This window comes from Lewinellaceae bacterium, from assembly GCA_020636135.1.
Taxonomy (GTDB): Bacteria; Bacteroidota; Bacteroidia; order Chitinophagales; family Saprospiraceae; genus JAGQXC01.
Genome location: JACJYK010000001.1, coordinates 2,904,209 through 2,918,215 on the forward strand (window position 1 = coordinate 2,904,209; position 14,007 = coordinate 2,918,215).

Genomic DNA, 14,007 nt, shown 5'->3' on the forward strand with positions numbered 1-14,007 from the left:
AATATTATGGAGTTGCCAACGATCAATAATACCTTAATTCGGAACGGATTTCTGGTGCTGCCAGAACAGGTTTTACAAGCCGATCTACGGCTCGCAGGAGGGCTTATACAAGCGCTCAATCCACATTTATCACCTTTGCCCGGAGAGCAGGTGATCGATGCCAAGGGCTCCTATATTTTGCCCGGATTCATTGATATCCACAACCACGGCGCTCTGGGATTTGACTTTACGCTGGGAACCTATCATGAACTAGGCGATCGTTTCGAAGAAGACGAACTGTCCTATCAGAATGGAATTACCCGGGTCCTGGGCTATTTCCTGCGACAAGGGGCAACCCGGATCCTGGCAACAACGCTGGCAGCTCCGGTACCTGATCTGTTGCAGGCCTTTCGTTCCATTGATCAATACATCAGAAGGGATCCATCCGGATTAGCTGCTGCATTGGCAGGTATCAACCTGGAGGGAACTTTCATTAAGGACGCAACATTTGCGGGAGCTCAAAACCCGGAATACTTTCAACCTGCATCAGCGAGCCTGTTTGATCGTTTACAAGATGCAGCTGGAGGGCACATCCGGATCGCCAACATCCCTGCGGAACACGGACCTTCCGGCCTTGATCTGATCAGGCATCTGGTCGATAAGGGTGTTACAGTGGCAGGAGGGCATTCTGGAGCCTATGCAGCGGATACCCATAAAGCAATTGATGCCGGCATGCATCTAGCCGTCCATTATTTTAATGGGCCTAACCGTCAATCTTACAAAACATTCCACCAGGGCGGAACCATGGAAGCCTTCCTGGTACGCGATGAAGTTTCATTGGAATTGATCGTTGATGGGTATCACATCAGTCCCGCTTACGTCCTGGATGCAATAAACCGGAAAGGAACGGAACGCATCATTGCCATCACCGATAGTCTTTTCGTGAGTGGCAGTACATCCATTTCCACATTCAGCCTGGCAGACATACCCGGCATGGTATCCGCCGACAAACAATACCTTAAAGTAAGGGGACAGGATGACACACTTTTTGGAAGTATCCTGACTCCAATTAAAGGCTTCAGTAATTTACTGAACTGGATGACCCGGGAAATGGAGGGTGTCTGGTACAGGAAACATCCCCACCTACCATTTCATGACGCGCTTAACCGGATATCGCAGATGATGAGTGGAAATCCGGCAAAGCTGCTTGGGCTGGATAAAGCACTTTCCGGAAGGGCTGCTACCGGTAAAATTGCTACCGGACATCTTGGAGATCTGATTATTATGGACCTTCCCCACTCCGCTAGCGATAGCTATCAGCCGGTTCTTAAGCATTGTTTTTTGGCTGGAAAAATGATCTATTGAATGGCAGCCGGATTGACAATATCGTAAACCATCAGCGGGAGTCCATTGCGTCCAATGACTAGTTTTTTCACAGATCCTGCCTGGATCTCAGCAGAACTCCGCACATCACCCCGGATCCATAAACCCGAATCAGGGACCTGTCTCCAGTCGCCACCGGCTCTTTCCAGCAGAACACCGTGATTGGCATCTATCTCGCCAATTTTCACTCTGGTTTTAGAAGCGTTTCCCGTCAACAAAAACCGGTTGCCCTTATTTATAGAGCCCGGCACTTCGGTAATGGAAAATACCGGTGCTACCTGAGCACTTTGGGGGAAGGGTACAAAGGTCCAACCATCTGCATGATGATCCAGATATCCGGAACGCAATTCATTGATGGTATCAGATTGGACCGACGGCAAATAGGTAAGCAGGGTCTTGGTGGTGGCATTTGCATAGGAGGCATAGTCTGGAAACTGCTTTTTCAACGAAGGAAGCTGTGCCAATAGATCATCCCTGGAAATGAAGGGGTAAGATACGCCATCCGTAAAACTGGTCAGGATGGCATCGGTGTCTCCATTGTTATCACAGTCTCCAAAGTAAAGCACCATTGGCTCGTTTCCAGTCGCTCTGAATGGTGAATTCAAACCAAGATTACCCAGTACTATTTCCAACTCAGGATCCTCATCAACATTGAGGGCTTGCAACGCGGTCCACCAACCCCGGTCCGAAGATTTATACATCAATTGCCATTGCGTGGAATATTGCCATATTTCTACCGGCCGCCAGGGGGCGGTAAGGACCAGCTCTCCCCTGCCATCTCCGTCCAGGTCCGTCCATTGTGAAACCTGGACGCCCAAATGGTTGAAAGGTGTGTGCCGGTCAATGGAAAATGAACCTTCTTGCTGGAGTAGCACAAAACTTTCACCAGCTAGTGGATACTGTCCGGTCACGGTTGGGGAACCGGCAAAAATATCCTTTTTGCCATCCCCGTTAAAGTCTCCTATGCTAAGAGTAAAAATACTGGAAGCAGGCAAAGACGGCAATGGCAATTTGGAAAAACCTCCCTGTTTGTTTTGCAGGTATACACGCACCGGTTCGTGGTTGATACTGTCAGCTTCCACTTCAATGGCACTTCCAATGACCACATCTTCTAAACCGTCGTCATTCAGATCAGCTACTGCGACTGCAACATCTTCAAAACGAGCATCTGAATCCAGCGCCACCGGGACTTCTATGACAAATTTCCCGTTTTTCTGATAAGCAATTTGAGCCGGATATCCTTTCCCACCGGTTAAGAGCAAATCCGGTGTTCCGTTGTGGTCGAGATCTGACACAGCCATTGCCGGGCCTTGATCTGAATAAAAGAATGGCAAGGAGGGATGATCGAAAAAATCAATGTATTCATCATCCCGATGTGTCATCACCAGAGTAGATGAATCCAATGTAAATAGTGCCGGTTTTTGATGATCCGTTTCAGGCAATGGCTTGCCTTCCCCGCGCTGAAGCGTGACCATCTGGTCAGCAGCAAAAGCACCAAAGGTCTCCCGGTATCCATCACTCCACCGAACCTGGATGGAATCGATGTGATCTTTCGTTAAACCAGCGTGGATGACCGGTTCCATAGAAGACTGGTATCCTCGTGTGGTGTACATGGCACGGTAAAGCATTTGGTCAGATGTATATATCCGGCAACTGGCGCCTATGCCAAAAGGATTATTTTGTTGGCCCCGGCACATGATTTCCACATAGTGACCCTGTCCCAGCTCCCGGGTGTTATTCCGAAAGAGGGTAGCCCTTGCATTGCAATTATTCAGGATCAAATCGAGGTCGCCGTCACGATCCAGATCCGCATAGGCGGCCCCGTTTGAGAGTCCGTCCGAAAAAATGTCCGGTGATGCTGCAGCATCGGTAAACGTTCCATCCGATTGTTGCATTAGCAGACGGTTAGGTACATTGATCTGGGGCATTTTGCGGATCAGGTCGCTGATCTCCATTTCTTCTCCTGGATTGGCCTTCAATTTTTGATCTACGGTGTAAGACAGAAAATCCATGTTGGTGTAGTCACGGAGGTAACCATTGGAAATAAAAAGATCCGGCTTCCCATCCAGATTATAATCAGCGATCAGGGGAGCCCAGGACCAATCCGTGGCACTGATGCCCATTTCCTGACCCACCTCTGAAAATTGACCATTTCCATTGTTGATCTGAAGCATATTGCGCATGGATTGCTTGTAAAAACCCTGGTCAAGGAGGATCCGGTATTTACTGTAATTATCCGGTCCAAATGCCATTTTATTGCGGTAATTGGTTGCAGGCAACATGTCCATCGTCACCAGGTCAGGTATTCCATCATTGTTGATATCACTCGCGTCCGATCCCATTGAAAACAATGAGGTGTGATCGAATGCTTCTCTCAGCTCTTCCCTGAATGTTCCATCGTGTTGATTGACGTAGTAATAATCTTCTTCATTGAAGTCATTGGACACAAAAATATCAGGCCAGCCGTCCTGGTTGAAATCTTCAATCGCCACTCCCAATCCAAACCCCAATACATTCTGTATGATCCCTGCCTGACTGGTTACTTCGGTAAATTTTCCCTTGGTACTCAGGTCATTTCTGAACAATTTATCTCCATAAAAGCGATTTGTTCTGCTCTTAAGGTGCCGGATCGCCTGATTGAAATTGGTAAATTCAGGTACGGAATGGTTCAGCAGGTAGACATCCAGGTCTCCATCCCGGTCATAGTCAAAAAATGCAGCATGCGTGGTATAGGCCGGGTCATTCAATCCATACTCGGCTGACTTTTCGGTGAATGTCAGGTCGTGATTATTAATAAACAACAGGTTGCGGCGTGCATCCGGGTCGGAAGAAGCAGAGCGGCAAACATATATATCAAGCCAGCCATCAGCGTTAACGTCGGCCATGACCACTCCGGTATTCCAGAAACCGGCCGCTTCTACACCGGCTTTTCCGGCGATGTTCTCAAAATGCCAATCGCCTTTGTTCAAATACAGGTGACTGGCCGTCATATTCCCGGTGAAATAGATATCCGGTAAACCATCGTTGTTGATGTCGCCAACGGCCACCCCTCCTCCATTGTAGAAGTATGTATAAGTCAATACATTGAATTCCGGATTCTCCTCAAGCTGATTGACAAAATCGACACCTGAGCTTCTGACAGAAACGGCACTGAACAGATTTTGATGATCTTCTTCCTGGCTGCAATTCGAGAGGATGAAGCAAATGAGGGCAAACTGAAGAAGAATCAATGTGTATTTCATACCCCGAAAATAAAAAAGTACCAGCTAATTAAAACTGGCACTTTTTTTAGCCTTATGAAAAATGTACTTACTACTAATGCGTGTCAAACGTTGTTTTTGAAAAATGTGTGCGAACACAGTAACAAATTAGTTTGACACCGTTCTTTAAATATAGCAAAATCAAATCAAAAATGTCGTTTTTACAATTATTTTCTGACTGATTTGTCCTGAAAAACGGATTGGTCCAAATCAATCCGGGATACCGGAATCAGGGTACCTGACAACCTGGCTATATTTGAATTAATCGGGCCATTTTCGTTTGGCAAAGTCTCACGTGAAGGCTCGATCATATGCCTGGAATTTGGTAACTTCCCCTTAATAAGCAAGTAAACAATCTTAATGGAGAAGGTACGGATAAAGGATATTGCGGCCATTGCTGGCGTATCTCCAGGTACAGTAGACCGCGTAATCCACAACCGTGGTAATGTTTCGGAAAAAGCCAGGCAACGCGTCCTGGAAGTAATGCAGGAATTAAACTACCAGCCGAATATCATCGCAAGTACGCTAGCCTACAATCGTACCTTCAGGCTGGCTATCATGACACCATCCCCAAAACACGATTCGTATTGGGAGCTCCCCTACTCAGGGATCACCAAAGCATGGAATAATGTTAAACATTATGGTGTGGTGATCGATGAGTATTTTTATCATCCCCGTCTGGAAGCCTCTTTTCAGGCTCGTGCGAAACAAGTCCTGCAGGACCGGCCGGATGCCATTCTGCTAGCCGCTGAAACCGAAAAGGAAAGCCTCGACTTTATCCACTCCTGCCTGAAAAAGAACATTCAATGTATGCTGATCAACACCCTGCTAGAATCACCGGACATTATTGGATATGTCGGACAGGATTCATTTCAAAGCGGTATCCTGGCTGCTAAACTGCTTTCAAGTGTCATTGAACCATCGGATTACCTGTTGATCATCCACGCAGAAGAATATTTTGAACAATCGAGACATCTGGTTGAAAAGGAACTTGGGTTCCGGCAATTTATGGAACAGCATAGTAATCCAAAAGTCGAGCACCTGGTTTTTAACAATCATCATGAAGATTACATTCAAATGGAGCTGAGTGATTTCGTCAACCAGCATGGGGTGCCCGGAGGCATTTTCGTTTCCAATTCAAGAGGCCATTTGATAGCACAGGCGTTGAATAATTTGAATATTCACACGAACATCGTCGGATTTGACCTCATCGAACCCAACATTCGTCTGCTAAACGAGGGATCCATTTTGTACCTGATCAACCAGAATGCTGAACTACAGGGCTATTATGCCCTGATGAGTATTGTAAATAAATGCATCCTTAAGAAAGAAGTCCCGGCCCGCCATTTTCTGCCCATTGATATTGTTGTGCCGGAAAATGTCTCGTACTATCTGGACACCATGCGCTGGATCACGTAACAATCTTTGGTTTATTTGCAGCGCCTCAACTTCCGGGCCATCAGCCAGCAAGCTATCCCTCCATCCACACTCAACCAGTTAGCATTCTGCGATTAAGGTTCGTCCAAACCATTTTAGTCGAAAATTGTATATTTCGCTCCATTGAGGTTGAATTATCGACATAAATTCAATGCAAAAAGAAAGCTGAAATGGATTGGGGCAGCGTAAAAGCAGGAATTCTTCTTTGCATCCTATTTGCTTGTAACACTTCAGAGAATGACCCTTCGGGCATTGCTATCTGTACGACCAAAGTAAAGCCTGACAAGGCTACCCGTGAAATGATTGACAAGGTCCAGTCGGCGTTCAATGCCATTGATCCCCTCCAGGCCGAATACATCTTCAATAGCCGGCGTGCAGAACTCCTGGAGAAGAAAATGGATGGAATGAAACCGGGCACCGAGCGAAACCTGGTAGTCTATGACTATGGCATTGAATTATTGCGGGCAGGACAGACCGATAAAGCGATCGAAGTGTTCGAAAATTTCAATAACTACTTCAAGGATAAGTTTTTTATCAACAAGGATAAAATCCTGGAGGAATTCAGAAAACAATTGGCTATCAGCTATATGCGCAAAGGTGAGCAGGAAAACTGCATCATCAATCACAACAACGAATCGTGCATCATTCCCCTGTCTCCCAAAGGTCAGCATATCAACAAAGAAGGATCAACCAAGGCCATCGAATACCTCAAAGAATGTCTTGAAACCGATCCGTTTGACTTTGAGAACCAATATCTGCTGAACATAGCTTACATGACGCTGGGCGGTTATCCGGACCAGGTTCCCGAAGAGTTTTTGATTCCCCAGTCTTATTTTGATCAGCATAATTTTCCTAAGTTTCATGACATAGCAGGTTCCCTCGGTGTGGACGTGAATCACATGTCGGGGGGCGTCTGCCTGGATGATTTCAATAACGACGGCTACCTCGATATCATGGTATCCTCCTGGGGCTACCAGGATCAGATCAGGTATTTTGAAAATGACCGGATGGGAGGGTTCATTGATAAGACTTCAGCAACCGGGCTCCTGGGAGTCACCGGCGGTCTGAACCTTAAGCATGCAGACTACAACAATGACGGAAACGTTGATTTCATCATCCTGCGGGGTTCCTGGTTGGAGAATTACGGCAAAATCCCCAATTCGCTGATCCGCAACAATGGGGACGGAACTTTTACCGACGTTACCATGGAGGCTGGTGTTTATTCCGAGGAACCAACCCAGACCGCCATCTGGACTGATTTTAACCTCGATGGCTGGCTGGATCTTTTCATCGCCAATGAGTCATCCGACAAAGGAGCTTTCGGATGTGAGTTTTATCTGAACAACGGGGACGGGACCTTCAGTAACAAGACGATGGAGTCCGGCATTACAGAGATCGGCTATTTCAAGGGTGTGGACTCCGGCGATCTCAATAACGATGGCTATCCGGATCTTTACCTATCCAATTTTAATGGTAAAAACCTCCTTTATTATAACGAAGGTGTAAAAGAGGGCGTATCCTTCCGGTTGGCGCCGGACAGTGTGGGCGTCTCCGATCCGACCCACAGTTTTTCAACCTGGATATTTGACTACAACAACGACGGGTTTGAAGATATTTTTGTCTCCGCCTACTCGGATGTGGAGCGTTCTGCCGCCAATATATTCATGGCGAATATCCGGTTGATGGAAGACCCCCGCGTAGATCAACGCACCCCCCGACTGTACCGGAATAATGGTAATGGAACGTTTACCAATGTATCCCACGAGGCTGGCCTGACCGAACCATTATCCACCATGGGTTGCAACTTTGGTGACCTGGATAATGACGGCTATCTTGATTTTTACGCCGCCACTGGTGACCCCAGTTACATCTCTATCGTTCCCAATAAGATGTACCGGAATGTGAATGGAGAATCCTTTGAAGACGTCACTTTCAGCGGCGGTTTTGGCCACATCCAGAAAGGTCATGCCGTAGGATTTGCCGACCTGGACATGGACGGTGATCAGGACATCTATGCCGTTCTGGGGGGAGCTTACGAAGGCGATAACTTCCGGAATGTATTGTTCGAAAATCCGATCGGCAATCAAAACAACTGGATCAACATCAAACTGGAAGGTAAAACCTGCAACCGGTCTGCCATTGGTGCCAAAGTCATCGCCACCATCGAAGAAGATGGAAAGACCAGGAAAATATTCAATACTGTAGGAACCGGAGCCAGTTTCGGAGGAAACAGCTTATTGGCAGAAATTGGCCTGGGAAAGGCTGAAAGCATCAAAACCCTGGAAATAATCTGGCCGGATAAGGGAAGAACTACTTCTGTATTCAATGATGTCCCGGTAAATCAAGTGGTAAAAATCACCCAGGGTATCTCTGAAATACAATCAACCGGCTTATCCGCACTGACATTCGTCAAGACCGCTCACGAGCACCATTAGAGAGATTTGAGATTTGAGATTTCAGATTTGAGATTTCAGATTTGAGATTGGCAAATTAAGTTGTATCAGACAAGACTGATTGCGGAAGTTGTTCATATGGACATTCCGTGCATTCATCTTCTCAGGACGCTTTGAAGTTGGTCTTTATGGTCAAACTATTTCAGGCATGAACATCACACCCCATACCCCATACCTTCTTTAGAGTTAATGAGTTAATCAGATGATGAGTTAATGTGTATGATGGAAAGATCGTACTATTGAAGCTATGGTCCCAGCCCATGCTGACTGAAGCGTCAGTACCCCGTACCCTTCTTTTAAGTTAATGAGTTAATCAGGTGATGAGTTAATGTGTATGATGGAAAGATCGTACTATTAAAGCTGTGGTCCTAGCCCATGCTGACCGAAGCGTCAGTACCCCGCACCCTTCTTTTGAGTTAATGAGTTAATCAGGTGATGAGTTAATGTGTATGATGGAAAGATCGTACTATTGAAGCTATGGTCCCAGCCCATGCTGAACGAAGCGTCAGTACCTCATACCCCATGCCCTTCTTTTGAGTTAATGAGTTAATCAGGTGATGAGTTCATGTGTATGATGGAAAGATCGTACTATTGAAGCTATGGTCCCAGCCCATGCTGACCGAAGCGTCAGTACCTCACACCCCATACCCTTCTTTTGAGTTAATGAGTTAATCAGGTGATGAGTTAATGTGTATGATGGAAAGATCGTACTATTGAAGCTATGGTCCCAGCCCATGCTGACCGAAGCGTCAGTACCCCATACCTAATATCTAACTTCCCCAATAAAAAAATGGCTACCCGAAAATTCGACTAGCCATTTTTTATTTTAAAAGAGATTTAATCCCTAGAAGTTTGGTCCTCCGGTATCCCACCACAGGTGCGTACCGATCTCATCAGGGCCACCCAGTTTCTGTGTAGCGTCAGCCACACCGCCCGGGTTGTTGGAACGCTCGCCATTGACAAATGGCATACGTCTCAGGAAGTCGTCTTTTGCGATGACACCCCAATCTGCGTTACTGTCGTTCTGGTAATTGTAAGGAAGTTTCGGATAACCGGTACGACGGTGATCCACCCAAATTTCAATGCTATTGTGAACAGCGGCAATCCATTTCTGGGTCATGATCTTCTCCAGCTGTACCTCTTTGTCGTCCGCTTCGTCCCATTTTACCGGAACTTTGATTCTGCTGATAAAGTCATTGACATCACCACTTGCTTTTGGATCATCATAATCCAGCGGCAGGAAGGTTTCGTCCTGTTGCAGATAAGCATCCACACCGGCTGCGCCCCATTCGGCAAAGCTTTCTCTTACACCGGTTTCGTAATTTTGCTGAGCGCTACCAGCACCAGCCCATCCACGCAGAGCAGCTTCAGCAAGGAGAAAATACGTTTCACTGGAAGCAAAGCATCTCCGTGCCGGCCAGGTAATGAATGCCGTTGCAATCGTTGAATACGTGAGACGGTCGTCTTTTGCAACTAAAGTAGCACCGTTACGTACCCCTTTGTACGGGAAATCCGGGTGATCGGGATAGAGGGTATTGTCTGTCGCCGGATCAAAGTATTTGGAAACACGGGGGTCTTTATAACCACCGAGTACCGATTCCATCGTAGCACTCATACGCGTGTCACCCCATCCAAAGCAAATCCGGGCAGGACGGAAAAATCCATCGTAATTCTTGATGTAAAAATTATCGGATGTGGTTGTGATCATGCCTCCGGGAGCTGCTATGGCTTTTTCTCCCTGGGTTTTGGCCAATGCGGGGCTTACCTTTGAAATACGCATGGCTAATTGCAGGCGCATGCTGTTAGCAAGTTTAATCCAGGCACTGACATCCCCCTGAAAACTGTCATCAAACTTCGTCATACCACCGTAGTCCACGTTACGACTGAAGGCGTCGACAATTTCATCCAATTCCGCAAACCAGGTATTGTACAGTGTTTCTTCACTGTCGTACAAAATGGTTTTATCCGATGAACCATAATTCGAGTAGATGATCGGGCCATGATAGGCAGACAATCTGGAAGCTGCCAGAACACGAAGCAACTTAGCCCAGGCAACAAATACTTCATTATTCTCTGCTTCAGCGATTTGCAAGACCTGGCGCACAGGAGCGAAGATGGATCCGTAGATACGGCCCCAGTAACTATTCCAGCGAATGTAATAGGTTGTGTTGTTAACACCCCCTACAAAAGGTGTCGGGGTACCTAACTGTCGGGTAAAGGACTCATTACACAAGTTGTGTTCAATCTGGTCCCCGAAGATGTTGTTGAGCATCGTTGGGAAATACGCTCCAACGTGATTGTTGTCCTGCCTTAAGGATTCATCCGAGATCTGATAAGGATTGGTGTTTAATTCAGCAAAATCCTTCGTGCAACCGGAATATAAGGTAAGAACAATTAGAATGGAAAATATGCTTAGCTTTTTCATATTGTCAGTTCTTAAAAATTAATGTTGATGTTAAACCCAATTGTCCTCGTTGCTGGTGTATTGAAGGTGTCCAGTGAATTTGAACTCCGGTCTGTGCTCATAGCCAATTCCGGATCAAATGGAGCCTTCAAATAAAGCAATAACAGGTTCTGACCAACAAGTGAAATGGTCGTTTGTGCTTTTGAGAACAATTTGGGACTGTAGGTCAGTGCAAACTGTGTCAGGCGCACGTTGGTCCGGTCATAAACATAGGGTTCGCCGATACCATTCCGGTCACCGACTGCCCGATACCAAAGTTCGGCATCTACCTTTGAAACAGGCGTTTCATTTTGTACGGCATTAACAGTTACTCCACCAGCATCACGGGCATCGGCTGTTCTTTTCGACACACCAGCTCCGTCAAGCATGGCTTGGGTCTGGCTGAAACACACACCGCCGAATTTACCATTCACGATGAAGTTCACGCCAAAGTCACCAAATTTAAAGTTGTTATTCCAACCCAAGCTCCAATCCGGGTTCAGGTTACCAACCAGTTCCTGCATGGCTGTCTTTAAAGGTTTGCCATTGTTGGGATCAAGAATGATCCGGTCCTGGTCATCCCTTTGGAATTTGTAGACATAAAGATCTCCAATGGAACCTCCAGCTACAAAACGTGAACCATAGCCTTCTGAATCACCTGTGCTGATGGAGGCCAGGTCAGGATGCATCTCCACAACTTCATTTTTGTTACTCCAGAAGTTGAAGGAAGTAGTCCACAGCAGCTTAGGCGTATAAACCGGGGTAAAGTCCAGGGTCATCTCAATACCCTTGTTAACAATCTTACCCGCGTTAACATAATACCGCGTATATCCGGAACCGGAAGGTGCCGGCAGGTTAATGAACTGATCGGTACTTACCGTATTGTAGTAGGTAAAGTCAACTCCGATCCGGTCGTCCAGAAAACGCCAGTTGGTACCGTATTCGCTACTGGTGATGATTTCCGGTTTCAGGTTTTCAAAAGGTTGCTGGGTATTACGGTTTACACCGCCTGAGGATGCAATTGTATTCTGAGGATTAACTACGTTGAAAGGTACTTCATTACCCACTTTGGTATTGGAGTATCTGATCTTGGCAAAAGTGATTGCTTCTGGCAATTCGATCATTTTACTCAATATCAAGGTCGCTCCGAAGGAAGGATAGAAATAAGATTCGTTACCAGTGCCGGCGAGGGAAGATGCCCAGTCATTACGGCCGGATAGATCAACGTATACCATATCCTTGTATCCTACCGTAGCATTCGCGAACACAGCCTGCTTAACCAGGCGGCTGTTCAGTGTTGACTGCACCTGAACATTCGGCGGCAGGTTCTGGAAGTAAAATTCATTGGCATAGATCAATCCATTATTGGCATCTCCATCAACCCGGGTACCTAACCCGAATACGGTTTTCTGATAGCTGGATCCTCCGATAACACCCAAACTGAAATCTCCAAAGCGATCGTTGTAGTTCAGGATAGCATCGGTATAGAGGAGCTGATCGGTATAGTTCCAGTAATCCCAGCTTCCGTTAGGATGCACGTTGGTGGTATTACCACCACTGGTAAACCGCTGTTCCTGCAGCTTGTCTGCGTAGTCATAGTTTCCACGTGCGGATATCGTAAGCTTATCACTGATTTTGTAGTCCAGGTTCACACTACCGATCATCCTGTTTGTCTTATCAGTACGTGGTTGCTCATGCAACAACCAGTAAGGATTGGACTGATGGTGGTCGATAACAAACCAGTTCTGGCCAATCACATTACGGTCAGGATCGACGACTGAATAGTTTTCCTTGTAATATTCAAAATCACGGTCTCTCGGGAAGTAATAAAGTCCCGACAGTGGATTCAGATAGTAACCGGTAGCCGGACGGTTTTTACCCAATTCATTGGTCAGGATCACATTCGAGCCAATGGTCAGTTTATCGTTCAGCATTTTAGTGGACTGCTTGAAGGTCACATTATACCGGTTGTAGGTATTCAGCGGAACAATGCCCCGGGCGTTCACATTGCCAAATGAAAAGTATGCTTTGGTTCTGTTGGTACCACCGCTGACCGAGATCGAGTTGATCTGATTCAGTCCGGTCTGGAAGAAATCATCCACATAATCACTTGGATAATTCCCCGCTGTTGATGACCAGCTTTCCTTGGCACCACCAACACTACCATACTTGAATTGCAATTCGGGTTTGAGCAGAATATTTTCGAAGGTCAGACCGGTGCTAAAATTGACTTTTGCAGGTCCTTCTTTCCCAGATTTGGTCGTTATCAGAACCACCCCGTTTGCGCCCTGGCTTCCATAGAGGGCAGCTGCATTGGAGCCTCTCAGAATGGTGAGGCTTTCGATGTCATCCGGGTTCAACTGGGACATACCATCACCACCGTCAAATCCGCCCCACATACCGGGTTGGCTGGTACGGTTGTTAGCCATAGGAATACCGTCGATGACAAAGAGTGGGTCACTGTTTCCATTCAAAGACTTATCACCCCTCAATACGACCCGGGTGGATCCGCCTGGTCCGGAGGAGCTCTTCTTGATCTCCACACCGGCAGCTTTTCCGGATAAGCTGTTCAGGAAGTTGATGTCCCGCGCTTCCAACAGCTCATTAGCCCCAACCGTTTGCTGAGCATAGGTCAGTGAACTCTTTTCCCGCTCGATTCCAAGAGCGGTTACAACCACTTCCTCGAGGCCGATCCCTTCTTCCAGGGAAATATCAATCACGGATCGCCCTTCTACCGGAACTTCAGCAGTTGTAAATCCAGTGTACGAGAACTCCAGGACCCCGTCGGCCGGAACATTCAGGGAATATTTACCATCAATATCGGTGACGGTACCATTGGAGGATGTTCCTTTCAACAGAACGTTCACTCCAATTAAAGGGTCACCCTCTACTGAGGTTACCGTCCCTGTGACGGTGTGTTGGGCCATAATCCCCGTACTAACACATAGTATGGCAAGAATGGTAAAAAATAGTTTCATAAACGATTAATTTTCATGATTGGAAAAATGATATTAGGCATTTCGATATAATCATAGAATAATAATACACTAAA

6 protein-coding genes are annotated in these 14,007 nt (G+C 46.6%); 3 read left to right on the forward strand and 3 right to left on the reverse strand.

Going from position 1 to position 14,007, the window contains the following annotated elements; all coding sequences use genetic code 11:
- Window positions 1-6 precede the first annotated feature (6 nt).
- Window positions 7-1,344, forward strand: coding sequence for an amidohydrolase family protein (locus tag H6570_11125; GenBank protein ID MCB9319827.1), 1,338 nt, complete (start codon window positions 7-9; stop codon window positions 1,342-1,344).
- On the opposite strand, the gene H6570_11130 is transcribed toward H6570_11125, so the two are convergent.
- Window positions 1,338-4,604: a VCBS repeat-containing protein gene (locus tag H6570_11130; protein MCB9319828.1), complete on the reverse strand. Its 3,267-nt coding sequence runs from the start codon at window positions 4,602-4,604 to the stop codon at window positions 1,338-1,340. The genes H6570_11125 and H6570_11130 overlap by 7 nt on opposite strands.
- 378 nt (window positions 4,605-4,982) lie before the next feature.
- On the opposite strand from H6570_11130, the gene H6570_11135 reads away from it, so the two are divergent.
- Together H6570_11135 and H6570_11140 are read left to right on the forward strand one after the other, a co-directional pair.
- Complete coding sequence (locus tag H6570_11135) at window positions 4,983-6,041, forward strand: LacI family DNA-binding transcriptional regulator (GenBank protein ID MCB9319829.1); 1,059 nt, start codon at window positions 4,983-4,985, stop codon at window positions 6,039-6,041.
- Between the two features lie 188 nt (window positions 6,042-6,229).
- The gene (locus H6570_11140) at window positions 6,230-8,494 is read left to right on the forward strand and encodes a CRTAC1 family protein (GenBank protein MCB9319830.1); all 2,265 of its coding nucleotides are present in this window, start codon (window positions 6,230-6,232) and stop codon (window positions 8,492-8,494) included.
- Window positions 8,495-9,356: 862 nt separating this feature from the next.
- Here the strand turns inward: H6570_11140 and H6570_11145 are convergent.
- Complete coding sequence (locus tag H6570_11145) at window positions 9,357-10,937, reverse strand: SusD/RagB family nutrient-binding outer membrane lipoprotein (GenBank protein ID MCB9319831.1); 1,581 nt, start codon at window positions 10,935-10,937, stop codon at window positions 9,357-9,359.
- 11 nt (window positions 10,938-10,948) lie between these two features.
- Window positions 10,949-13,933: a SusC/RagA family TonB-linked outer membrane protein gene (locus H6570_11150; protein MCB9319832.1), complete on the reverse strand. Its 2,985-nt coding sequence runs from the start codon at window positions 13,931-13,933 to the stop codon at window positions 10,949-10,951.
- Window positions 13,934-14,007 lie beyond the last annotated feature (74 nt).